We start from the raw sequence: 23,878 nt of genomic DNA on the forward strand, positions 1-23,878 counted from the left end.
ATGGGCCGCAAAGCGGCCCCAGGTTCTTATGGCTTGTGCGCGCGCGACAGGAATTCGTGCGACTGCATCTCCAGCAACCGGCTCAGGGTGCGCTGGAACTCGAAGCTCAGGCGCCCGCCGGTGTACAGGTCCTTGAGCTCCACCTCGGCCGAAATGATCAGCTTGACGTTGCGGTCGTAGAACTCGTCCACCATGTTGATGAAACGACGGGCGATGTCGTCGGTGGCGACACCCATCTGCTCCACATTGCTCAACAGCACGGCGTGGAAGATCTTGCCCAGTTCGATGTAGTCGTTCTGGCTGCGCGGTCCATCGCACAGGGCGCGGAAGTCGAACCAGGCGACATCGTCACAGGTGCGCAGGGCATTGATCGGACGGTTCTCGATCATCAGCACATCGTTCTCGACCGCCTGGGTGCACTCAGGCGTCAGCGCCTTGAAGCTGGCGCGCATGCTCTGGTGCGCCGCATCGTTGAGCGGGTAGTGGAACAGTTCGGCCTGCTCCAGGTGACGCAGGCGGTAGTCGACCCCACTGTCAACGTTCACCACGTCGGTGAACTGCTTGATCATGGCAATGGCTGGCAGGAAGCGTGCGCGTTGCAGGCCGTCCTTGTACAGGCCGTCCGGCACGATGTTGGAGGTGGCTACCAGCGACACGCCGTTCTTGAACAGCTCTTCCATCAGGGTGCCGAGGATCATGGCGTCGGTAATGTCCGACACGAAGAATTCGTCGAAGCAGATCACCCTGGCTTCGTCGCTGAAGCGCTTGGCGATGATGGTCAGCGGGTTCTTCTCGCCCTTGAGGGTTTTCATTTCCTCGTGCACACGCTTCATGAAGCGGTGGAAGTGCGTACGCATCTTCTGCTTGAACGGTAGCGCTTCGTAGAAGGTATCGACCAGGTAGGTCTTGCCTCGCCCTACCCCACCCCAGAAGTACAGGCCCTTGACCGGGGTCTGCTCCTTCTTGCCGAACAGCTTGCCGAACACGCCCGGCTTGTTGTTCTGCGCCTGTACCAGGTCGTCGTACAGGCGCTGCAGGTGACGCACCGCAGTTTCCTGCGCCGCGTCATGGAAGAAGTCGGGACGTTTCAGATCTGCTTGATAGCGTTCTAAGGGAGTCATGATTCGTTAGCGAGGCAACAAAAAACGGGCCGTCACTGTAGCGACAGGCCCGCTTAATGGCAATCAGACTTGCGTCAATATGCCTCAGTCCTGCTGTGGTGCCAGGGCATCACGCAGGCTTTGAATGGCCGCATCACGGGCTTCGGCGCTGTCGAACTGCGGCCCGTCGGCAACTTGCTCGCCGTTGAGCCACAGGCCGAAGCTCAGGCCTTCGACCCGCACATCGGCCTCGCCACCCTGCTGCAGCTGCTTGCTCACGGCGCCGGCGCTCTTGCCGTCGGCGAAGCTGCGCGACAGCAGCAGTTGCTCGCCGTCAGCGGCCAGCAGGCGGAAGCGGAAGCTGCCGTCTTCGTCGCGGAAGCTGACGAAGCGTGCGCTCTTGGCGGCCTTCTTCTTCACCTCGGTGCCGGCTTGCACACCGCTACGGAACGAACGCAGGCCAACGGCTTCGCGCAGTTGCTCGAGGAACGGCGTGGCAATCTTGCGTGCCTTGGCGGCGCCGGCCAGCAGGATGTCTTCCAGGTCCGCCGGGCGGGCGATCAACTGGTGGTAGTACTCGCGTTTTTCGGCAAGTTGGCCATCCAGCAGCTGGAACAGGCGCTGCTTGGCATCGCCCCAGCCCAGGCCCTGCAGCAGCTCTTCGCGGAATTCGGCGCATTGCTGCGGCGTCGAGAAGGCCTGGTACAAGGTGAACAGGTGCGAATTGTCCGGATCTTTCGCTTCGCCTGGCGCGCGCGAGTCAGTGACGATGCGCGAGATGGCGTCTTTCATGTCCTTGGCGCTGGTGAACAACGGGATGGTGTTGTCATAGCTCTTGGACATCTTGCGCCCGTCCAGGCCTGGCAACGTGGCCACGCTTTCCTCGATCACCGCCTCCGGCAGGGCGAAGAAGTCCCGGCCCTGGCCGAACAGGTGGTTGAAGCGCTGGCCGATGTCGCGGGCCATTTCCACGTGCTGGATCTGGTCACGGCCGACCGGCACCTTGTGGGCGTTGAACATCAGGATGTCGGCGGCCATCAGTACCGGGTAGCTGAACAGGCCCATGGTCACGCCGGCATCCGGGTCTTCGCCGTTCTCGACGTTCTTGTCCACCGAGGCCTTGTAGGCATGCGCGCGGTTCAGCAGGCCCTTGGCGGCAACGCAGGTCAGCAGCCAGGTCAACTCGGGGATTTCCGGGATGTCGGACTGGCGGTAGAAGGTCACCTTGTCCGGGTCCAGGCCACCGGCCAGCCAGGTGGCGGCGATTTCCAGGCGCGAACGCTGGATACGCAGCGGGTCGTCGCACTTGATCAAGGCGTGGTAGTCGGCCAGGAAGTAGAACGAGTCGGCACCGGGCTGCTGGCTGGCACGGATCGCAGGGCGAATGGCGCCGGCGTAGTTGCCCAGGTGCGGAGTGCCGGTGGTGGTGATACCGGTAAGAATGCGCGTGGTCATGGGTGTTCGCTTATTCAGGCTTGGCTCAGTTCGAAAGGCGCGGCAGCAGCAGATCCTTCAGATCGGTCAGCTTGCCATGGAAGAAGTGTCCGCATTCTGCCACTTTCAGCAGCTCATGGGGGCGCGACAGGCTACCGGACCATTCGTAAACCAGCTGCGGCGCGACCACTTCGTCGGCATCTGGCTGCACCACGGTGATCGGGCAGTGCTGTGGCAGCGGGAATTCGGCGGTCAGGCGCATGACTGCCGGGGCAATCATGAACAAGTGTTGCAGCGTTACCCCGGCGGCTTCCAGGCGGCCGGCCAGGCTGGTGGCAACGAAACCGCCGAACGAGAAGCCCATGAGCACCAGTGGCAGGTCGGGGTGCCTGGCACGCAGCCAGGCGGCGGCGGCCTCGGCATCGGCCACTTCGCCGGCCCCCATGTCATGGCTACCGGCGCTCTGGCCGACACCACGGTAGTTGAAACGCAGGGTCACATAGCCGGCATCGCGGGCGGTGCGTTGCAGGGTCGAGACCACCTTGTTGAGCATGGTGCCGCCCTGGACCGGGTTGGGGTGGCAGATCAGCACCGCGCCACGGGCATCGGCCACGTCCAGGTACAAGGCTTCCAGCTGGCCGCTGGGGCCATCGATGAACAAGGGGGTTTCGCGGACAAGCAAGGCACTACTCCGTGACCTCGGGAAGGGTCGATTCGTCTAGGTGAGGAATTCTGTTCTGATTTGCGATCGCTCGCGGTATACAGCGCAGGTCTGAGCCGTTAACGTAAAGCAAAGCCGTTTATAGAGGAAGGACTCGTGGAACTCTCGCTCCTTGTTTGGTTGTTGCCAACCCTGGCCCTGGTCATCGGTGTGGCGGTCGGTTTCATTGTTGCCCGCCTGCTGCCCAACGCGGCGCCGAGCAACACCCAGCGCCAACTGGATGACATCCAGAAACGCTTCGACAGCTACCAGAACGAAGTGGTCACCCACTTCAACAGCACCGCCATGCTGGTCAAGAAACTGACCCAGAGCTACCAGGACGTACAGGATCACCTGGCCGAAGGCGCCAACAGCCTGGCCCTCGATGAAGTCACTCGCCAGCGCCTGCTGGCTGCATTGCATTCCGAAGCGCCCCAAGGCCCGCGTGACCGCCTGACCCCACCGAAAGACACCGCCGAAGTGCCGCGCGACTATGCGCCAAAAGCGCCAAATTCGCCGGGCATGCTCGATGAGAGCTACGGGCTCAAGCGTTGATCTGCTGAACATGAAAAAGGCCTCGCAAGAGGCCTTTTTTGTGCTTTGAATCGCCAAGAGAACCCCGCCAGTGCAGGGTTCCCGGTTCAGATCAAGGCTTGCGCCAGGACTGGCCACCCTCATCATCGTCACCGCCACTGCGGCAAATGAACAGGTCGATGTATTTCGGGAATACGGTCATTTTCAAACTCCTCTTGGATAAGCCGGCCAATTCACCAGCTCATCCAAAGTGCCATCGCCTGATCCCGTGAGGCATTGGGCAAGTGTTCCCGATCCTGCAAGGCAAGTTCATGCACACGCCTCCAACGCCACCTCGATATCTGCCAGCAGGTCCTCCACATCCTCCAGCCCCACTGACAACCTCACCAGCCCCTCTGATATCCCGTGATGCGCCCGCTCTTGTGGCGTGTAACTGGAGTGCGTCATGCTCGCCGGGTGCTGTGCCAGCGACTCGGCATCCCCCAGGCTCACCGCACGGGCAAAAAGCTGCAGGGCATTCATGAAGCGCCGCCCGGCCTCGATACCGCCCTTGAGCTCAAAGGCAATCATCCCGCCCGGCAAACGCATCTGCCGCTGTGCCAGTTCGTACTGGGCAAACGACGGCAAGCCCGGGTAGTGGATCAGCTCCACCTGGGGCTGCCCGGCCAGGAACTGCGCGACCTCCAGGGCGTTGGCGCAATGCCGGTCCATGCGCAGCGCCAGGGTCTTGATGCCGCGCATCAACAACGCAGCGTCATGCGGTGACAAGGCTGCCCCGGTCATGTCTTTGAGCCCCTCGAGGCGAATCCGGTCGACCAGCGCCTTGCGCCCCACCACCAGGCCTGCGGTGATGTCGCCATGGCCACTGAGGTACTTGGTCGCCGAATGCACCACCAGGTCTGCCCCCAGTTCCAGTGGCCGCTGCAGGTAGGGCGTGCAGTAGGTGTTGTCGACCACCACAAGCACATCACTCCCCCGCACTGCCTCGACGACCGCCGCTATATCCACCAGTTGCATGTTGGGGTTGGCCGGTGTTTCGAAGTAGATCATCCGCGTTTTGCTGTTGATCGCCGCTTTCAGGGCCTTGGCATCGTTAAGGTCGACATGGTGGATCTTGACCCCGAACTCGCCAATGCCATGGTGCAGGAACGCAAAGGTGCAGCCATACAAGGTGCGCCCCACGATCAGCTCATCACCAGGCCGCAGCAGGGTCCAGAGGGTCGAAGTAATGGCTCCCATCCCCGACGCCAGCGCCAATCCCGCCTCACCACCCTCCAACGAGGCCATGCGTTGCTCGAGCAAGGCCAGGGTGGGGTTGGAGATGCGGCTGTAGAAGTGCCCCGCCTCCTCCCCGGCGAAGCACGCAGCGCCGTATTCGACAGTCGGGAAGGCATAGGTCGCGGTCTGGTACACCGGTGGCACCAAGGCACCACCGTGGGAAAGCGGGTCGTAGCCGTGGTGAATGGCCCGTGTGGAAAAACCGGTGTTGTTATGGGAGTCGCGCATGGCAACAGCCTCTTGTGGTTTGTTATAAGCTTATGCCACCGAGCTGCCCGATTTTTTCCAAAATTGCCCACGCATCTGCGTGCTTGCTGGAACAAAAACAATAATTAACGGACCAGGAGGGCAAAACATGCCTTCAAGCCTCGACCGCACCGACCGCGCCCTGCTCGCCGCCTTGCAGGACAACGCCCGCCTAACCGTCGCCGAACTTGCCGACCAGGTGGCATTGACCACCTCGCCCTGCTGGCGCCGGGTCAAGCTGCTGGAAGACAACGGCTATATCACTGGCTACCAGGCCATCCTCTCGCCCAAGTCGCTGGGGTTCGGCGTGACCGCATTCGTCAGCATCATGATGGACTCGCACACCAAGGACATGGCGCTGGCGTTTGAGCAGCGGCTTATGGAAATCCCCGAAATCGTCGCCTGCCACAACATCTCCGGGCGCTATGACTTTTTGCTGGAGATCCTGGCCCGGGACCTGGAGTCGTTCGGGGAGTTCACCCGCGAAGTGCTGCAGCGGTTGCCAGGGGTGAAGGAGATCTATTCGAGTTTTTCCTACAAGGCGGTGAAGGAGCGGCGGGTGATTCCGGTGTCGGAAAAACATATCTGAACCGGATACGCAGCACCTGCGGGAGCCAGAAATAAAAAACCCCGCCGAAGCGGGGTTTTTCCTGCTGGCCAGCGCTTAGATAGCGCCACGCTGGCGCAGTACGTCCAGCACCAGTTTCACACCTTCGTCCACGCTAGTGGCCTGGGTGTCGATCACAAGGTCTGCATCCAGCGGCACATCGAACGGGAAGCTTTCGCCCGGGATGTTTTCGCCACCGGCAGCGTACAGGCCTTGCGGGTCGCGCTCGCGGCAAGCCAGCGGCGAGGCCTGGACGTAAACGGTCACCAGGCGCTCTTTGCCGATCAGGGCCTTGGCCTGTTCGCGGCCTTCGGCATCCGGGGCCACGAACGCAGCCAGGGTCAGCAGGCCGGCTTCGTTGAACTGGCGCGCCACATGGGCGGCGCGGCGCCAGTTTTCGGTGCGACCGGCGCGGTCTTGCGGCAAGCCCTTGTTCAGGTCGTGGCGCAGGTTCTGGCCGTCAAGCACGTATACCGCACGGCCCATGTCGAACAGCTTGCGCTCCACGGCATAGGCCAAGGTGCTCTTGCCAGCGCCGGACAGGCCGCTGAACAGCACGGTGGCTGGCTGCTGGCCGAAGCGCAGGGCGCGCTCTTCGGTAGACACGTGGGCCTGCTTGCCATGCTGGCCGGTGCTGCCGTGTGGCAGAACAGGCGGAGCGATGATCATGCCGGCGCCGACGGTGCCGTTGGTCAGGCGGTCGATCACGATGAACGCACCGGTGGTGCGGTTGCTGTCGTAGCCGTCCAGGGCGATCGAGGCGTCCAGCGCAACCTTCACGCGGCCGATCTCGTTCAGTTGCAGTGCGCTGGCAGCGCCCTGCTCCAGGGTGTTCACATCGACCTTGTGGGTGATGCTGGCAATCGAGCCCGGCACGTAGCTGGTGGCGCGCTTGATGTCGTACTTCTTGCCCGGGAGCATTGGCTCTTCGGCCATCCACACCAGCATGGCATCGAACTGGTCGGTCACCGGCGGTACGTTGTCGGCATGTACCAGCAGGTCGCCACGGGAGATGTCGATCTCGTCTTCCATGGTCAGGGTCACGGCCTGGCCTGGGCCGGCGTTTTCCAGTTCACCTTCGTAGGTGACGATGGATTTGACGCGGCTGCTCTTGCCCGACGGCAGCACGACGATTTCATCACCCTTGTGCACTACGCCACTGGCAATGGTGCCGGCGAAGCCGCGGAAGTTCAGGTTCGGGCGGTTCACGTACTGCACCGGGAAGCGCAGGTCGGTGAAGTTGCGGTCGGCCGCAACCTCGACGGTTTCGAGGATTTCCATCAGCGTCGGGCCGGTGTACCACGGCGAGCGCTCGCTGTGGTTGACCACGTTGTCGCCCTTGAGCGCCGACATTGGCACGAACTGCAGGCTGCTCGGGGTCAGGTTGATGGCCTCGGCGAACTGCAGGTAGTCGGCCTTGATCGACTCGAACACGCCCTCATCGAAGCCCTTGAGGTCCATCTTGTTGACCGCGACCACGATGTGCTTGATGCCCAGCAGCGAGGCAATGTAGCTGTGGCGACGGGTCTGGGTCTGCACGCCGTAGCGGGCATCGACCAGGATGATAGCCAGGTCGCAGGTGGACGCACCGGTGGCCATGTTGCGGGTGTACTGCTCGTGGCCCGGGGTGTCGGCGATGATGAACTTGCGCTTGGCGGTGGAGAAGTAGCGGTAGGCGACATCGATGGTGATGCCCTGCTCACGCTCGGCCTGAAGGCCGTCGACCAGCAATGCCAGGTCGATTTCTTCGCCGGTGGTGCCGACTTTCTTCGAATCACGGGTGATGGCTTCGAGGTGGTCCTCGTAGATCATCTTCGAATCGTGCAGCAGGCGCCCGATCAGGGTGCTCTTGCCGTCATCCACGTTGCCGCAGGTGAGGAAACGCAGCAGTTCTTTGCGCTCGTGCTGAGCCAGATAAGCGAGGATGTCTTCGCTGATCAAATCGGATTGGTGCGACATGGAGTAACCCTGAAAATTAGAAGTAGCCCTGACGTTTTTTGTCTTCCATGGAACCGGCACCATCGTGGTCGATGACCCGGCCCTGGCGCTCGGAAGTGCGCGTCAGGAGCATTTCCTGAATGATGTCGGTCAGCGTTTCTGCTTCCGACTCGACAGCACCCGTCAACGGGTAGCAACCGAGGGTACGGAAACGCACCTTCTTCTTGACGATACGGGCCTTCTCTTCCTCGGAAAGGTGCTCGAGGATGCGCTCGTCGTCGATCATGATCAGGGTGCCGTTCTTCTCGATGACTTCCCGCTCGGCGGCGAAGTACAGCGGCACGATCGGGATGCCTTCAAGGTAGATGTACTGCCAGATGTCCAGCTCGGTCCAGTTCGACAGCGGGAAGACGCGGATCGACTCGCCCTTGTTGACCTTGCCGTTGTAAACGTTCCACAGCTCGGGGCGCTGGTTTTTCGGGTCCCAGCGGTGCTTGCTGTCGCGGAACGAATACACACGCTCTTTGGCCCGCGACTTCTCTTCGTCGCGGCGCGCGCCACCGAAGGCGGCGTCGAAACCATGCTTGTCCAGTGCCTGCTTCAGGCCCTGGGTCTTCATGATGTCGGTGTGCTTGGAGCTGCCATGGGTGAACGGGTTGATGCCCTGCGCCACACCCTCAGGGTTGACGTGGGTGATCAGTTCCAGGCCCATTTCCTCGACCATCTTGTCGCGGAAGCTGTACATCTCCTGGAATTTCCACTGGGTGTCGACGTGCATCACCGGGAACGGCAGCTTGCCCGGGAAGAAGGCCTTGCGCGCCAGGTGCAGCATCACGGCGGAATCCTTGCCGATCGAGTACAGCATCACCGGGTTGTCGAACTCGGCGGCCACCTCGCGGATAATGTGGATGCTTTCCGCCTCCAGCTGTTTCAAGTGCGTCAGTTTGTCGACCATGGCTACTCACGAAAAACGATCTTATGGACGGCCTGCGGGCCGTGTTCGAGCGAGCCACTTTATCACAGCGGCTGCTTCTATTTAGGAGGCGGGCTAGATCGAAAAGGTCTAACGATATGACTGCGGGTTTGGCCTGCCAGGCCCGGCCCTTTCGCGGGCAACGCTGATATCAGATGGGATTGGGGCAATCGATGAACAGGTGCTCAACGGCAAACCGCCGCGCCAGGTAATCGCCCAGCGCCTGCACGCCGTAACGCTCGGTGGCATGATGCCCGGCAGCAATGAAGCTGACGCCATTCTCGCGCGCGCTGTGGTAGGTCTGCTCCGACGCCTCGCCGGTCAGGTACAGGTCCACCCCGGCGGCAATCGCCGTCTCGATGTAACCCTGCCCGCCACCGGTGCACCAGCCGACCCTGCGGATCATCTGCTCGCCGTCCACCAGCAACGGTTCACGCCCCAGCACTTCCTGAACCCGCCGGGCAAAATCGCGCGCAGTCACCGGTTCGGCCAGTGAGCCGACCAACCCCACCACCTTGGGGTTCTCCGGGTCCAGCGGGCCTTCGACGGTGATGTCCAGTTGCCGCGCCAACTGCACGTTGTTGCCCACCTCCGGGTGCACATCCAGCGGCAGGTGAAACGCCAGCAGGCTGATGTCGTTGTTCAGCAAGGTTTTCAGGCGACGCTGGCGGATACCGGTAATGCACGGGTTCTCACCCTTCCAGAAGTAACCATGGTGCACCAGCACCAGGTCGGCCTGGGCCTCGACCGCAGCATCCAGCAACGCCTGGCTGGCAGTAACGCCGCTGACGATACGGCTGACCTGCGGCCGGCCCTCCACTTGCAGGCCATTGGGGCAATAATCCTGGATCTTCGCGCTGCCCAGGTAACGCTCGGCTTCCTCGACCAGGATGTTTAGAGCGACGGCCATGAAAATCTCCTCGAAAACTGCGCTTTTCTCGGGCACAACACCAATGGAACGCCCGTATAATGCCGGCCATTATGGGCCGTCGCCGGCACTGGGGGAACCGGTGTATGATCCCGCGCGCTCATGCCCCACTGCGCGGCCACTGGCCCTCGCTCTTTCCAGGATTCGTTCATGTTCAAGGCTTTGCGTTACTTTGGCTGGCCCCTGCTTACCGGCGTACTGATCGCCATGCTGATCATCCAGCGTTTCCCGGAATGGGTCGGCCTGCCCAGCCAGGACGTCAACCTGCAACAGGCACCGCAGACCACGCGGATCATGCAGGGCCCGGTGTCGTATGCCGACGCTGTGACACTGGCCGCCCCCGCCGTGGTCAACCTGTACACCACCAAAGTGGTGAACAAAAGCGCCCATCCGCTGTTCGAAGACCCGCAGTTCCGCCGTTTCTTCGGCGACAACCTGCCCAAGCAACGCCGGTGGGAATCGAGCCTGGGCTCGGCGGTGATCATGAGCCCCGAGGGCTACCTGCTGACCAACAACCATGTCACCAGCGGCGCCGACCAGATCGTCGTGGCCCTGAAAGATGGCCGCGAAACCCTGGCCCGCGTGATCGGCAGCGACCCGGAAACCGACCTGGCGGTGCTGAAGATCGACCTGAAGAACCTGCCGGCGATCACCATCGGCCGTTCCGACACCATTCACATTGGCGACGTGTCACTGGCCATCGGCAACCCGTTCGGTGTCGGCCAGACCGTGACCATGGGTATCATCAGCGCTACCGGCCGTAACCAGCTGGGCCTCAACAACTACGAAGACTTCATCCAGACCGACGCAGCGATCAACCCCGGCAACTCGGGCGGCGCACTGGTCGATGCCAGTGGCAACCTGGTCGGCATCAACACCGCGATCTTCTCCAAGTCCGGCGGTTCGCAGGGCATCGGCTTCGCCATACCGGTGAAGCTGGCACTGGAGGTGATGAAGTCGATCGTCGAGCACGGCCAGGTGATCCGTGGCTGGCTGGGCATCGAGGTGCAGCCGCTGAGCCAGGAACTGGCCGAATCGTTCGGCATGAAGGACCGCCCGGGTATCGTGGTGGCCGGTATCTTCCGCGAAGGGCCGGCGGCCAAGGCCGGGTTGCAACTGGGTGACGTGATCCTGAGCATCAACGGCGAACCGGCCGGTGACGGGCGCAAGTCGATGAACCAGGTGGCGCGGATCAAGCCCACCGACAAGATCACCATCGAGGTGATGCGCAATGGGCAGCAGCTGAAGCTGATTGCCGAGGTGGGGCTGCGGCCGCCACCGGCGCCGGCTGCCAGCCAGGAAGAGAAATAAACCCAGGGCCGCGTTGCGGCCCTTCGCGGGCACGCCCGCTCCCACAGGAATTACGCAGGCTCCAAAGCCAGCGCTAAACCTGTGGGAGCGGGCGTGCCCGCGAAGGGCTGCCGCGCAGCCCAAACAGCATCAATGCAGGATCTGGCTCAGGAACAACCTGGTCCGGTCACTGCGCGGCCGGTCGAAGAAGTCATCCGGCGCCGCCTGCTCCACGATCTCCCCCTTGTCCATGAAGATCACCCGGTTCGCCACGGTGCGGGCAAAGCCCATCTCGTGGGTCACGCAGAGCATGGTCATGCCGTCTTCGGCCAGGCCCACCATGGTATCGAGCACTTCCTTGACCATTTCCGGGTCCAGCGCCGACGTCGGCTCGTCGAACAGCATGATCTTCGGCTTCATGCACAGCGCACGGGCAATGGCCACACGCTGCTGCTGGCCACCCGACAACTGCCCCGGGTACTTGTGTGCCTGCTCGGGAATACGCACACGCTCCAGATAATGCATGGCAATTTCCTCGGCCTTGCGCCGCGGCATCTTGCGCACCCACATGGGCGCCAGGGTGCAGTTTTCCAGAATGCTCAGGTGCGGGAACAGGTTGAAGTGCTGGAACACCATGCCCACTTCGCGGCGGATGGCCTCGATCTGCTTGAGGTCGTTGGTCAGCTCGACGCCATCGACCACGATGCGCCCCTGCTGGTGCTCTTCCAGGCGGTTGAGGCAACGGATGGTGGTGGACTTGCCCGAGCCGGACGGCCCGCACAGCACGATGCGCTCGCCCTGGCGCACGTTCAGGTTGATGTCCTTGAGCACATGGAACTGGCCGTACCACTTGTTCACACCCTGCATCTGGATGATGCCTTCGGGGCCGGCAGGCTGCTTGATCGCTTCACTCATTTCGAAACTCCTAACGCTTGTGGCCAGTGTCCAGCTTGCGCTCCAGGTGCATGGAGTAGCGGGACATACCGAAACAGAAAATCCAGAACACCAGGGCGGCGAACACATAGCCCTCGGTAGCCATGCCCAGCCAGGCCGGGTCGGCGGCGGCTTGCTTGACGCTGTTCAGCAGGTCGAACAGGCCGATGATGATCACCAGGCTGGTGTCCTTGAACAGGGCAATGAAGGTGTTGACGATGCCGGGGATCACCAGCTTGAGCGCCTGCGGCAGAATCACCAGGCCCATCGAGCGCCAGTAGCCCAGGCCCATGGCCGCAGCGGCTTCGTACTGGCCCTTGGGGATGGCCTGCAGACCACCGCGCACCACCTCGGCGATGTACGCCGACTGGAACAGGATCACGCCGATCATTGCCCGCAGCAGCTTGTCGAAGCTCATGCCTTCGGGCAGGAACAACGGCAGCATCACCGACGACATGAACAGCACGGTAATCAACGGCACGCCGCGCCAGAACTCGATGAAGGTCACGCACACCACCTTCACGGCCGGCATCCTCGAACGCCGGCCCAGGGCCAGCAGGATGCCCAGCGGCAAGGCGCCGACAATACCCACGGTGGCGATCACCAGGGTCAGCATCAGCCCGCCCCACTGGCTGGTCGGTACGCTTTCCAGGCCCAGGTACCCTCCGTGCAGCAGGGTGTAGGCCAGTATCGGGTACAGCACCAGGAAGCCCAGGCCGTAGAAGGCCTTGCGCGGGAAGCGCTTGATGAACAGCGGCGCAGCGCCGATGACGGCAAGCCACACCGTCAGGTCCACGCGCCAACGCAGCTCGGCCGGGTAGTAGCCGTACATGAACTGGCCAAAGCGCTGCTGCACGAACACCCAGCAGGCGCCCTCCTTGGTGCAGTCGGCGCGGGTGGTGCCGACCCAGTTGGCGTCGATCAACGCCCACTGCAGCAGCGGTGGCACGATCAGCCATACCAGGTAGATGGCGAGCAGGGTCAACAGCGTGTTGAGCCAGCTGGAGAACAGATTGGCACGCATCCATGCGAGCACGCCGACGGTTTTCACCGGTGGCGGCATATCGGGTTTGAAAACATGGGCATTCACGGGCGTATCCTCACCGCTCGATCAGCGCTATGCGCTTGTTGTACCAGTTCATCAGCAGCGAAATGCTGATGCTGATGGCGAGATAGACACTCATGGTGATCGCAATCACCTCGATGGCCTGGCCGGTCTGATTGAGCACGGTGCCGGCAAACAGCGAGACCATCTCCGGGTAACCGATACCGGCCGCCAGCGACGAGTTCTTCGCCAGGTTCAGGTACTGGCTGGTCAGCGGCGGAATGATCACCCGCAGTGCCTGGGGAATGATCACCTTGCGCAGGGTCGGGCCCTCGCGCAGGCCCAGCGAGCGCGCGGCTTCGGTCTGGCCATGGCTGACCGAACGGATGCCGGAACGCACGATTTCAGCAATGAAGGCTGCCGTATAGATAGTCAGCGCCAAGGTCAGCGCCAACAGCTCGGGGATCAGCACCCAGCCACCGACGAAGTTGAAGCCCTTGAGCTGCGGCACTTCCCAGCTGACCGGGCTGCCGAACAACAGCACGCTCAGGCCCGGGATGACCAGCAGCAGGGCCAGCCCCACCCAGAACTTGTGGAACGGCACGCCAGTCTCGTCGAAGCGCTTGTTGGCCAGGCGCACCATCACGACAATGGCGACAATGGCCACCACCAGGGCAATGATGAACGGCCAGAAGCCATCGGCCATGGATGCGCCAGGCATGTTCAGGCCACGGTTGCTGATGAAGAACATATCGTCGATGTTGATGCTGCCCCGCGGTCCCGGCAGGGTCAGGAACACGGCGAAGTACCAGAACAGGATCTGCAGCAACGGCGGGATGTTGCGGAAGGTTTCCACATACACGGTCGCCAGTTTGTTGATCATCCAGTTCGGTGACAGGCGAGCCACACCGATGATGAAGCCCAGAATGGTCGCCAGGATGACGCCGATGAAGGTCACCAGCAGGGTATTGAGCAGGCCGATGACGAACACCCGCGCATAGCTGTCGGATTCCACATAGGGGATCAGGTGCTGGGCGATGCCGAAGCCTGCACTGCGGTCGAGGAAGTCGAAGCCTGAGGTGATACCCCGGTGTTGCAGGTTGGTTTGTGTGTTGTGGAACAGGTACCAGCCCAGGCCGACCACGAAGACGATCGTGAGGATCTGGAACAGCCACGCGCGCACACGCGGATCGTTAAGGGACAAGCCCTTGGGTGCGCCGATTTGATTTTGCATGAAGTGCCCCGGACAGTAGGGATTCGAACAGCCTGCGGCGGCGGGATGCCGCCGCAGGGTGCAACCATCAGCGCACAGGTGGCGCGTACTGGATGCCGCCGTTGTTCCACAGGGCGTTCATGCCACGGTCGATCTTCAGGTCGGTGCTCTGGCCCAGGTTCTTCTCGAACACTTCGCCGTAGTTGCCGACTTGCTTGACGATCTGGACTACCCAGTCTTTGGGCAGCTTGAGGTCCTTGCCGTACTCACCATCCGCACCCAGCAGGCGGGCGACGTCCGGGTTTTTGGTGCCTTTGGCTTCGGCCTCGACATTCTTCGAGGTGACGCCCGCCTCTTCGGCGTTGAGCATGGCGAACAGGGTCCACTTGACGATGCTGAACCACTCCTCGTCGCCTTTACGCACCACCGGGCCCAGGGGCTCCTTGGAGATGGTTTCCGGCAGTACCACGTAGTCGGTCGGCGCGGCCAGCTTGGAACGCTGGGCGAACAGCTGCGACTTGTCCGAGGTCAGCACGTCGCAACGGCCCGACTCCAGCGACTTGGCGCTTTCGTCCGAGGTGTCGAAGGTGATCGGGGTGTACTTGAGGTTATTGGCGCGGAAGAAGTCCGACACGTTCAGCTCGGTGGTGGTACCGGCCTGGATACAGATGGTCGCACCATCGAGCTCCTTGGCACTGGAGACCCCCAGCTTCTTGTTGACCAGGAAGCCTACACCGTCGTAGTAGGTGACCCCGGCGAACACCAGGCCCATGCCGGCATCGCGCGAGCTGGTCCAGGTGGTGTTGCGCGACAGCACGTCGACCTCGCCCGACTGCAGGGCGGTGAAGCGTTCCTTGGCGTTGAGCTGGCTGAACTTGACCTTGGTCGCATCGCCGAACACGGCGGCGGCCACGGCGCGGCAGACATCGGCGTCGATACCGACGATCTTGCCCTGCGCATCAGGTACCGAGAAGCCCGGAAGACCGTCGCTCACGCCACACTGGACGAAGCCCTTCTTCTTGACCGCATCATAGGTGGCGCCGGCCTGGGCATTGCTCACGGCGCCCAGTGCGGCGGCAGCGGTCAGGACTGCCAGGGTGGTTTTCAACATCTTCATTCACAACCTCCAAATCGCTCTTGTTGTGTCGAGCCGGAATTGCACCGCACCCTTTTGAGGCGTATCCGACCCGTATTGGCTTGTTATTGGGTCAATTGGCGCAATGGACTGTTCTGTGACAGCCTTCGCGTACAAAGGGTGTTACCGTCTCGGCCTGCCCTTTGCATCACAGATTGAATTGCAAAGCGCGTACCAGATTCTGTGGCTGTAGCGTTTAAGCGCTCGTCAAGTAGGGAAAGTTGTATCGTTGCGACATTCTTTTTCCGACAATCATTTCCAGCGCCTTCTTTTCACGCACGCCATAACAAGACCCGCACACTTTCGGAGCAGTCATGACCAACCCGCTGATTCTCGAACCACAGAAAACCGCTGACGCCTGTGTGATCTGGTTGCACGGTCTGGGGGCCGACCGTTACGACTTCCTACCTGTGGCCGAATTCATGCAGGAGCGCCTGCTCAGCACCCGGTTCATCATGCCCCAGGCCCCGACCCGTCCAGTCACCATAAATGGCGGGTATGCCATGCCCAGCTGGTATGACATCAAGGCCATGACCCCGGCCCGCGCCATTGACGAAGCGCAGCTGGAAGCGTCGGCCGAGCAAGTGGTTGCCTTGATCAAGGCCGAGCAGGCCAAAGGCATCAACCTGTCGCGGATCTTCCTGGCTGGCTTCTCCCAGGGTGGCGCGGTGGTGCTGCACACTGCCTATATAAAGTGGCAAGAAGCACTGGGTGGGGTGATCGCCCTGTCCACCTACGCCCCCACCTTCAACGACCAGCACCAGTTGACTGCCTGCCAGCAGCGCACCCCGGCCCTGTGCCTGCATGGTGTGCATGACCCGGTGGTGATCCCGTCCATGGGGCGCACCGCCTTTGAGTACTTGAACACCTGGGGCGTCGCCGCCCGCTGGTACGAATACCCGATGGAACACGAAGTGGTGGTCGAAGAACTGAACGACATCCACAACTGGCTCAGCGAGCAGCTGCAATAGGCTGGCTCTCTTGTAGTTGTGGGAGTATTCCCCTACGCCGCGCCCGGATCTTGCATTACACTGCCCGGCGTACATTCCTTAATCAGTTGATGAGACGATCGTGCTCAAAGCACTCAAGAAAATATTCGGCAAGGGAGACGCCGCGCCACAGGCCGTCGCTCCTGCTGCCAGCGTGACGCCGCCTGCGCGCGCACCCGCCAGCGAGGCCCGGCCCGCAGCAAAACCGGCCGTACCGCGCGCCAACACCGCCCCCGAGGCTGAACAACCCGCAACCGCTACCGCTATGCCACTTGCCGACAAAGCGGCCAAGGACAAACCGCGTCGCGAGCGCAAGCCCAAGCCGCAGGCCAGCCTGTGGAAGCCGGAAGACTTCGTGGTCGAGCCGCAGGAAGGCAAGACCCGCTTCCACGACTTCAAACTGTCCAACGAGCTGATGCACGCCATCCACGACCTGGGCTTCCCGTACTGCACGCCGATCCAGGCGCAGGTGCTGGGTTATACTCTGCGTGGCCAGGACGCCATCGGCCGCGCACAGACCGGTACCGGCAAGACTGCTGCGTTTTTGATTTCGATCATTTCCCAGCTGCAGCAGACGCCACCGCCCAAGGAACGCTACATGGGCGAACCGCGTGCGCTGATCATCGCGCCTACCCGCGAGCTGGTGGTGCAGATTGCCAAGGACGCCGCTGCGCTGACCAAGTACACCGGGCTGAACGTCATGAGCTTTGTCGGCGGCATGGACTTCGACAAGCAGCTGAAGGCCCTTGAAGCACGCCACTGCGACATCCTCGTAGCTACCCCAGGCCGCCTACTGGACTTCAACCAGCGCGGCGAGGTGCACCTGGACATGGTCGAGGTGATGGTGCTGGACGAAGCCGACCGCATGCTCGACATGGGTTTCATCCCCCAGGTGCGCCAGATCATTCGCCAGACACCACCAAAAAGCGAGCGCCAGACCCTGCTGTTCTCCGCCACCTTCACCGACGACGTGATGAACCTGGCGAAGCAATGGACCACCAACCCGGCCATCGTCGAGATCGAACCGGAAAACGTGGCCAGCGAAACGGTCGAGCAGCACGTGTATGCGGTGGCTGGCAGCGACAAGTACAAGCTGCTGTACAACCTGGTAACCCAGAACAACTGGGAACGGGTGATGGTGTTTGCCAACCGCAAGGATGAAGTGCGGCGCATCGAGGAAAAACTGGTGCGCGACGGCATCAATGCCGCCCAGCTGTCGGGCGACGTGCCGCAGCACAAGCGCATCCGCACCCTGGAAAACTTCCGCGAAGGGCGCATCACCGTGCTGGTGGCCACCGACGTGGCCGGGCGTGGCATCCATATCGATGGCATCAGCCACGTGATCAACTTCACCCTGCCGGAAGACCCGGACGACTACGTGCACCGCATTGGCCGTACCGGCCGGGCGGGGGCAAGCGGCGTGTCGATCAGTTTTGCCGGGGAGGATGACTCGTATCAGCTACCAGCGATCGAAGAGCTGCTGGGGCGCAAGATCAAGTGCGAAATGCCACCGGACGAGCTGTTGAAGCCGGTGCCGCGCAAACACCACTGACGCTGGGGCTGCTTTGCAGCCCAATCGCCGGCAAGCCGGCTCCCACAGGTACTGCAAGGCTTCAGTAGCTGCGGATTAGCTGTGGGAGCGGGTTCACCCGCGAACCGGGGCGAAGCCCCGGCCATCAAACCCTCATTTACCAGCGCCCCGCCGCATCCTGGTCACTCTGCTTGCCTTCAACCCACCGCGGCCCTTCCTCGGTATTCTCCTTCTTCCAGAACGGCGCCCGGGTCTTCAGGTAGTCCATGATGAAGTTGCAGGCATCGAACGCCGCCTGCCGATGGGCACTGGCCACACCGACAAACACGATCGGTTCGCCCGGCTCCAGCGCCCCGATGCGGTGCAGCACCTCCACCTTGAGCAACGGCCAGCGCTGCTCGGCCTCGACCACGATCTTGGCCAGCGCCTTTTCGGTCATGCCCGGGTAGTGTTCAAGGAACATCCCCGCTACTTCACGGCCATCGTTGAAATCCCGCACATAGCCGACAAAAGCAACCACCGCGCCCACGCCAACATTGGCCGCATGCATGGCATTCACCTCGGCGCCCGGGTCGAACGCGCCTTGCTGCACTCGCACTGGCATGGTCAGCCTCCAGTCACCGGCGGGAAGAACGCCACTTCATCACCCTCCGCCAGTGGCTCATCAAGCTTGCACAGCTCTTCGTTGCGCGCGCACATCAGGTTCTGCTCAGCCAGCAGCGCATAGTGCCCACCCTTGCCCACCAGGGCCTGGCGCACATCGTCCAGCACCTTGAACGTGCCTTCTACATGCTCGCCATCCACACCCAGCAGTTCGCGGTAGCGGGCGAAGTACATCACCTTGACCTTCATCATGCCTGCACCTTGTAGTGGCCACTCTTGCCGCCGAGCTTTTCCAGCAGGCGCACCTGTTCGATGACCATGCCCTTGTCCACAGCCTTGCACATGTCGTAGATCGTCAGCGCGGCAACGCTGGCAGCGGTCAGTGCTTCCATCTCCACGCCGGTCTGCCCGGCCAGCTTGCAACGGGCGACAATACGCACGGCGTCCTCGCCCTCGGCGCTGAGCTCGACCTTGACGCTGGTCAGCATCAGCGGGTGGCAAAGCGGGATCAGGTCGCTGGTCTTCTTCGCCGCCTGGATCCCGGCAATGCGTGCCACGGCGAACACGTCGCCCTTGGGATGTTCGCCGTCGACGATCATCTGCAGGGTCTGCGGCAACATGCGCACTCGCGCCTCGGCGATGGCCTCACGCTCGGTCACGGCCTTTTCAGTGACGTCGACCATGTTGGCCCGCCCCTGGGAATCAAGATGTGTCAGCACTGCTCTGCTCCTGTGAAGGGAACAGCCAGTGTAAACCTGTGGGTCAGGTTTGAGCAGAGGTATGAGGCATGCACATCACCTGCAGGAGCAGCCTTGTGATGCGAAAGGGCCGGCATGACTGGAAAATAGCTATGCCTGTAATGGCCTCTTCGCAGCACAAGGCTGCTCCTACAAGGGAAGGCCGGGCGGCGAACCGCCCGGCAGTGAAGGTTACAGATGCGACTCGGCGTACTCGGCCAGCACCGAGCGTGGCACGCCCTGCAGGGTGATGTGCACGCCATGGGGGAAGTCCTTGAAGCGCTCGGTCAGGTAGGTCAGGCCCGAGCTGGTCGCGGACAGGTAGGGGGTGTCGATCTGCGCCAGGTTGCCCAGGCAGACCACCTTGGAACCGGAGCCGGCACGGGTGATGATGGTTTTCATCTGGTGCGGCGTCAGGTTCTGGCACTCGTCGATCAGGATCAGGCTTTGCTGGAAGCTACGGCCTCGGATGTAGTTCAGCGACTTGAACTGCAACGGCACGCGCTCAAGGATGTACTCGACGCTGCCATGGGTGCTTTCGTCATCCATGTGCAAGGCTTCGAGGTTGTCGGTGATGGCGCCCAGCCAAGGCTCCATCTTCTCGGCCTCGGTGCCCGGCAGGAAGCCGATTTCCTGGTCCAGCCCCTGCACGCTGCGGGTGGCGATGATGCGCCGGTAGCGCTTGCTGACCATGGTCTGCTCGATGGCCGCGGCCAGGGCCAGGATGGTCTTGCCGGAACCGGCCGCGCCAGTCAGGTTGACCAGGTGGATATCCGGATCGAGCAACGCGAACAGCGCCAGGCTCTGGTGGATATCGCGTGGCTTCAGCCCCCAGGCCTCCTGGTGCAGCAATGGTTCCTGGTGCAGGTCGAGCAGCAGCAGTTCATCGTTGCGGATACCCTTGATCCAGCCGACGAAGCCCTGTTCGTCGATGATGAACTCGTTGATGTGAACCGCAGGCAGGTTGTCGATCATCTGCACCCGATGCCAGGTGCGGCCGCGCTCCTGACGGGTATCGACCTTGCTGACCCGGTCCCAGAACGAGCCGGTGACCGAGTGGTAGCCCTTGGACAGCAAGGACACGTCATCCACCAGCTGGTCGGTGCTGTAGTCCTCGGCCGCAATGCCACAGGCGCGCGCTTTCAAGCGCATGTTGATGTCTTTGGTAACCAGCACCACGTCCAGGTCGGTGCGCCGCGCCCGTACTTCAAGTAGCTGGTTGATGATGATGTTGTCGTTGAGGTTTTCCGGCAGCAGCTTGTTCGGCTCGTTGCGCGGGGTCATCAGGATGGACAGGAAGCCTTTGGGCCCGCTCTTGTTGCGCTGGATCGGCACCCCCTGCTCGACATCGTTGGGCGAGGCGTCGCCCAGGGTCTGGTCGATCAGGCGGATGGCCTGGCGGCATTCGGCGGCGATGGTCTGTTTGCCGGTCTTGAGCTTGTCGAGTTCCTCCAGCACCGTCATCGGGATGGCGACATGGTGCTCCTCGAAGTTCAGTAACGCGTTGGGGTCGTGAATCAGGACGTTGGTATCGAGCACATACAGGATTGGCTTGCTGGAGGAAGGGTTGCGTCCTTGGTCATCCATACTCGGTCACCTTATGTCGAAGCCACACGGCGCGGTCTGTTGCGCCGCAGAGTGACTACCGGTCTCCCCTGCACCGCGTTGTTACGGGCGGGAAGCGAACCTGGCTAGGTGGGCCTGGATGACGCCACCTGTGCTGCAGGAATCGGCTGTCTGGTTTCTTCATACCGCAAAACCGATGAACGAAAAAAGTATTTTTATGTGTTTTGAAGTTTATTTTTCTGATTGATGAAGAAGCCTTGGCGGCGAAGCCAGAGGGGACTACGCTCAGAAGTCATACCCCCTCTTCGCGATAAGCATATTCCCGGCAATCCGCCCAGCCAATGCCACTCTGGGCAGTGTTGCGCAGCAACCACTCCACCGCCGGCTGGGCCTTGGGCAGGCTGTCATGGAGCTGGATCACGCCCTTGCGCCACAGCAGCATCAGGGTCAGCACCCGCTGCGCAGAGGCCTCTGCGCTCAGTGCGCCATCGTCCAGGGCATCGATATCCCACAACGACACCCGCAGCTGCTGGCTGGCCATGAACGCCTCGCCATCGGCACGACGCTGCCCGTAGGGGGGCCGAAACAACGGCACATACTCTGCCGGCAGGTCGGCCTGCACCCGTGCCTGGCTGCGCCGCAACGAGTCCTGCCAGTCCGTCCACTGGGCATGGGAACGGTATTCCCAACCCTGAATGCCCACACACTGGCCGCGGTAGACCTGGCGCAAGGCATTTGCCGCCCCGGCGTCACGGCGTTGCTGTAAGCGGTTCCCCAACACGAAGAAGGTGCCTTCAAGCTTCTGCCGGCGCAGGTAGTCGGCAAGCGAATCGGTGTTGCCACCCTCTGGCCCCGGGCCGCCGACGAAGGTCAGCAGGAACATACGGTCGTTCAGTTCATCGCCATTACGCTCACGCGCAGAAAGGCGCTCCACCTCGCTGCTGGTTTGCGGCAGCAAGGCGGCTTTGCGCAGTTGTTCGTCCAGGTAACGCACATGGAACTGGTGGCTCGGCTCGATCCAGTTTGTATAGAACGTGCCGACATCGGCGGCGAACGTCGCGGATTGCATGCGCAGATCCGCCATTGATGTTACCGGGTAGCAGAATGAGGCATCCTGCTCGCAGCTGCGCTGCGCCTGTTCATACCCTTCCCACAGCCGCTGCCACATGCGCGCACGCACAAGGCGTACCTTCTGCAGGTTGATCTGTCGTAACCCAAGCCGCGCCGCCAACGCCGCGTCGTCCAGCAATTCACTTTCATGCAGCACCTGGGCAAACGAGAGAATCTCGGCCCGCGAGGCGACATCGAACAGCGCCGGGCTGTTCAGTTGCTCGGGCCACAGGCTGCGGTCCAGGCTCACCTGGGGTAAAGGGGCGGCTTGCACGGCCAGGCTCAGCAGAGCGGCCAGCAAGGCAAAGGCAATGCGCACGGTGGAAGGCTCCGTAACGGCAAAACGCGAACTATAGCGCCTGCACCGGGCATGGTCTGTGACTATCGTCGCCATAGTTTGGAGTTGCACCGCCCGGCCCGTAGAATCTGTGGCCAACGATGCCAGGAGCCGACCCGATGCTGACGGTGATTTCCCCCGCCAAGACCCTCGACTACGACACCAAGCCTGTAACCGAGCGTTTCACCCTGCCCCAGTACCTGGACGACTCCCAGGAACTGATCCAGCAACTGCGCGAACTGTCGCCGGCGCAGATCAGCGAACTGATGCACCTGTCCGACAAGCTCGCAGGCCTGAACGCCGCCCGCTTCGGCAGCTGGACCCCGGACTTCACCCCCGCCAATGCCAAGCAGGCCCTGCTGGCGTTCAAGGGTGACGTGTACACCGGCCTTGACGCAGAGAGCCTGGGCGAGGACGACTTCAGCTACGCGCAAGACCACCTGCGCATGCTTTCGGGCCTGTACGGCCTGCTGCGCCCGCTCGACCTGATGCAGCCCTACCGCCTGGAAATGGGCACCAAGCTGGCCAACGCCCGCGGCAAGGACCTGTATGCCTTCTGGGGTACACGCATCAGCGAATGGCTGAACCAGGCCCTGGCCGAACAAGGCGATGACGTGCTGCTGAACCTGGCCAGCAACGAGTACTTCAGTGCAGTGAAACGCAGCGCGCTGAAGGCCCGGGTGATCAATGTCGACTTCAAGGACCTGAAGAACGGCCAGTACAAGATCATCAGCTTCTACGCCAAGAAAGCCCGCGGCATGATGAGCCGCTTCGTCATCCAGCAGCGCATCAGCGACCCGGAACAGCTCAAGCAGTTCGACGTGCAGGGGTACTACTACAGTGCCGAGCACTCCAGGCAGGACCATCTGGTGTTTTTGCGGGATCATCCCTCGGACTGACCCTGTGACGCCCTCTTCGCGGCTAAAGCCGCTCCCACAGGATGCGCGATGAGCTACCGGCCAGCGCCACACCTGTGGAAGCTTCTTTAACTGCGAAGAGACTGCTGCCATGAAACGTCCCCCCGCCCTGCAATGGGGCTCGCTGCAAATTGCCACTATGTCACTATTTCGACGCCAAAAAACCACCACCCACACATTTATCGCCAAACGCCATAAGACCGTTCATACCTTTTTTGACGAATTCTGAAAATTTTTTTCGGATGCTGGCATAAAAATATCTCGTAACAGTTTCACCCTTGATACACGGGGGTGAAACACCCGCGTGCTATCAATTTGAAACTGCCCATAACTGAATAAATATTTAGAAATCTTTCATTCGGGCGAAACCCGCTCAGGAACTTCTCCTGCGGGAGATCGCTCATAGTGCCGTAACGATTTTCCTGCCTACGGGCTGTGAGAGATGACTTACAGATGACAACGGCAGGTATCTACTACCCGCCCTGGTAACTTCGACAGGTAGCACGGGATCCCCCGAAAACCTTGTCCCATGCAGGAGACGCGTCCCTTACACATCGTCCTAGTGGTTGATTTCAAAGGATTTATCCACTTGAAAAAACAAGCACAGCAACGCGCCAAGTAGCGCATTGCAATAAAGACGGCTGCATTTCAGGGCACGTTTTTTAATTACTGGCTTTTTACTGCCAACTTTGAGTGCATAACTTTTTGCGCTCCGGATTTATTTTGCCTGCGCT

23 protein-coding genes are annotated in these 23,878 nt (G+C 61.6%); 7 read left to right on the top strand and 16 right to left on the bottom strand.

Annotated features, from left to right (window positions below; all coding sequences use genetic code 11):
• Window positions 1–26 precede the first annotated feature (26 nt).
• From zapE to WF331_RS08275, 3 genes are all read right to left on the bottom strand, one after another.
• Window positions 27–1,121, bottom strand: a complete 1,095-nt coding sequence (zapE, locus tag WF331_RS08265; RefSeq protein ID WP_016498030.1) for a cell division protein ZapE — start codon at window positions 1,119–1,121, stop codon at window positions 27–29.
• Between the two features lie 84 nt (window positions 1,122–1,205).
• A complete protein-coding gene (locus WF331_RS08270) occupies window positions 1,206–2,555 on the bottom strand; it encodes a tryptophan--tRNA ligase (protein WP_016498029.1) in 1,350 nt (449 codons plus the stop codon).
• A 25-nt stretch (window positions 2,556–2,580) separates the two neighbouring features.
• A complete protein-coding gene (locus WF331_RS08275; protein ID WP_049274852.1) occupies window positions 2,581–3,216 on the bottom strand; it encodes an alpha/beta hydrolase in 636 nt (211 codons plus the stop codon).
• Between the two features lie 135 nt (window positions 3,217–3,351).
• On the opposite strand from WF331_RS08275, the gene WF331_RS08280 reads away from it, so the two are divergent.
• On the top strand, window positions 3,352–3,789 hold the full coding sequence (locus tag WF331_RS08280; protein WP_016488987.1) for a YhcB family protein: 438 nt from the start codon (window positions 3,352–3,354) through the stop codon (window positions 3,787–3,789).
• Window positions 3,790–4,077: 288 nt separating this feature from the next.
• On the opposite strand, the gene WF331_RS08285 is transcribed toward WF331_RS08280, so the two are convergent.
• Window positions 4,078–5,274 (bottom strand): methionine gamma-lyase, encoded by a 1,197-nt coding sequence (locus WF331_RS08285; RefSeq protein WP_016498027.1) that lies wholly within the window; start codon window positions 5,272–5,274, stop codon window positions 4,078–4,080.
• A 127-nt stretch (window positions 5,275–5,401) separates the two neighbouring features.
• Between WF331_RS08285 and WF331_RS08290 the strand changes: the two genes are divergently transcribed.
• The gene (locus WF331_RS08290; protein ID WP_016498026.1) at window positions 5,402–5,881 is read left to right on the top strand and encodes an Lrp/AsnC family transcriptional regulator; all 480 of its coding nucleotides are present in this window, start codon (window positions 5,402–5,404) and stop codon (window positions 5,879–5,881) included.
• 75 nt (window positions 5,882–5,956) lie between these two features.
• Here the strand turns inward: WF331_RS08290 and cysN are convergent, their stop codons facing one another.
• The 3 genes from cysN to WF331_RS08305 all read right to left on the bottom strand — a co-directional run bounded on the left by cysN (window position 5,957) and on the right by WF331_RS08305 (window position 9,720).
• Window positions 5,957–7,858, bottom strand: a complete 1,902-nt coding sequence (cysN, locus tag WF331_RS08295) for a sulfate adenylyltransferase subunit CysN (protein ID WP_016498025.1) — start codon at window positions 7,856–7,858, stop codon at window positions 5,957–5,959.
• Window positions 7,859–7,874: 16 nt separating this feature from the next.
• Complete coding sequence (gene cysD, locus WF331_RS08300; RefSeq protein ID WP_003251799.1) at window positions 7,875–8,792, bottom strand: sulfate adenylyltransferase subunit CysD; 918 nt, start codon at window positions 8,790–8,792, stop codon at window positions 7,875–7,877.
• Window positions 8,793–8,961: 169 nt separating this feature from the next.
• Window positions 8,962–9,720: a Nif3-like dinuclear metal center hexameric protein gene (locus WF331_RS08305; protein WP_284360517.1), complete on the bottom strand. Its 759-nt coding sequence runs from the start codon at window positions 9,718–9,720 to the stop codon at window positions 8,962–8,964.
• Window positions 9,721–9,888: 168 nt separating this feature from the next.
• Here WF331_RS08305 and algW point away from each other — a divergent pair, with 168 nt between their 5' ends.
• Window positions 9,889–11,049 (top strand): Do family serine endopeptidase AlgW, encoded by a 1,161-nt coding sequence (gene algW, locus WF331_RS08310; RefSeq protein WP_016498023.1) that lies wholly within the window; start codon window positions 9,889–9,891, stop codon window positions 11,047–11,049.
• Between the two features lie 129 nt (window positions 11,050–11,178).
• On the opposite strand, the gene WF331_RS08315 is transcribed toward algW, so the two are convergent.
• From WF331_RS08315 to WF331_RS08330, 4 genes are all read right to left on the bottom strand, one after another.
• Complete coding sequence (locus WF331_RS08315) at window positions 11,179–11,943, bottom strand: amino acid ABC transporter ATP-binding protein (RefSeq protein ID WP_016498022.1); 765 nt, start codon at window positions 11,941–11,943, stop codon at window positions 11,179–11,181.
• Window positions 11,944–11,953: 10 nt separating this feature from the next.
• On the bottom strand, window positions 11,954–13,051 hold the full coding sequence (locus tag WF331_RS08320; protein ID WP_016498021.1) for an amino acid ABC transporter permease: 1,098 nt from the start codon (window positions 13,049–13,051) through the stop codon (window positions 11,954–11,956).
• A 10-nt stretch (window positions 13,052–13,061) separates the two neighbouring features.
• Complete coding sequence (locus WF331_RS08325) at window positions 13,062–14,240, bottom strand: amino acid ABC transporter permease (protein ID WP_016498020.1); 1,179 nt, start codon at window positions 14,238–14,240, stop codon at window positions 13,062–13,064.
• Window positions 14,241–14,307: 67 nt separating this feature from the next.
• Complete coding sequence (locus WF331_RS08330; RefSeq protein ID WP_016498019.1) at window positions 14,308–15,336, bottom strand: amino acid ABC transporter substrate-binding protein; 1,029 nt, start codon at window positions 15,334–15,336, stop codon at window positions 14,308–14,310.
• 332 nt (window positions 15,337–15,668) lie between these two features.
• Here WF331_RS08330 and WF331_RS08335 point away from each other — a divergent pair, with 332 nt between their 5' ends.
• Together WF331_RS08335 and rhlB are read left to right on the top strand one after the other, a co-directional pair.
• Window positions 15,669–16,325, top strand: coding sequence for an alpha/beta hydrolase (locus WF331_RS08335; protein ID WP_016498018.1), 657 nt, complete (start codon window positions 15,669–15,671; stop codon window positions 16,323–16,325).
• A 100-nt stretch (window positions 16,326–16,425) separates the two neighbouring features.
• Window positions 16,426–17,895, top strand: a complete 1,470-nt coding sequence (gene rhlB / locus WF331_RS08340) for an ATP-dependent RNA helicase RhlB (protein WP_016498017.1) — start codon at window positions 16,426–16,428, stop codon at window positions 17,893–17,895.
• A 136-nt stretch (window positions 17,896–18,031) separates the two neighbouring features.
• Here rhlB and moaE read toward each other — a convergent pair whose 3' ends face one another.
• The 5 genes from moaE to WF331_RS08365 form a co-directional block, all read right to left on the bottom strand.
• Window positions 18,032–18,478 carry a molybdopterin synthase catalytic subunit MoaE gene (gene moaE / locus WF331_RS08345; RefSeq protein WP_016498016.1) on the bottom strand — a complete coding sequence of 149 codons (447 nt, stop codon included), beginning with the start codon at window positions 18,476–18,478 and terminating at the stop codon, window positions 18,032–18,034.
• A gap of 2 nt (window positions 18,479–18,480) precedes the next feature.
• Entirely contained in the window at window positions 18,481–18,726 is a 246-nt protein-coding gene (locus tag WF331_RS08350) for a MoaD/ThiS family protein (protein WP_016498015.1), read from the bottom strand.
• On the bottom strand, window positions 18,726–19,196 hold the full coding sequence (gene moaC, locus WF331_RS08355) for a cyclic pyranopterin monophosphate synthase MoaC (RefSeq protein ID WP_016498014.1): 471 nt from the start codon (window positions 19,194–19,196) through the stop codon (window positions 18,726–18,728). Before moaC ends, WF331_RS08350 begins: the two co-directional genes overlap by 1 nt.
• A 210-nt stretch (window positions 19,197–19,406) precedes the next feature.
• Window positions 19,407–20,801 carry a PhoH family protein gene (locus WF331_RS08360; RefSeq protein WP_016498013.1) on the bottom strand — a complete coding sequence of 465 codons (1,395 nt, stop codon included), beginning with the start codon at window positions 20,799–20,801 and terminating at the stop codon, window positions 19,407–19,409.
• Between the two features lie 271 nt (window positions 20,802–21,072).
• Window positions 21,073–22,209, bottom strand: coding sequence for a polysaccharide deacetylase family protein (locus tag WF331_RS08365; RefSeq protein WP_016498012.1), 1,137 nt, complete (start codon window positions 22,207–22,209; stop codon window positions 21,073–21,075).
• A gap of 137 nt (window positions 22,210–22,346) precedes the next feature.
• Between WF331_RS08365 and yaaA the strand changes: the two genes are divergently transcribed.
• Window positions 22,347–23,126 carry a peroxide stress protein YaaA gene (gene yaaA / locus WF331_RS08370; protein ID WP_016498011.1) on the top strand — a complete coding sequence of 260 codons (780 nt, stop codon included), beginning with the start codon at window positions 22,347–22,349 and terminating at the stop codon, window positions 23,124–23,126.
• Window positions 23,127–23,235: 109 nt separating this feature from the next.
• Window positions 23,236–23,373: a hypothetical protein gene (locus WF331_RS08375; protein ID WP_158490995.1), complete on the top strand. Its 138-nt coding sequence runs from the start codon at window positions 23,236–23,238 to the stop codon at window positions 23,371–23,373.
• The last annotated feature ends 505 nt before the right edge of the window (window positions 23,374–23,878 follow it).

The sequence above is a fragment of the Pseudomonas sp. YNh genome, from assembly GCF_037993085.1.
GTDB lineage: Bacteria > Pseudomonadota > Gammaproteobacteria > Pseudomonadales > Pseudomonadaceae > Aquipseudomonas > Aquipseudomonas putida.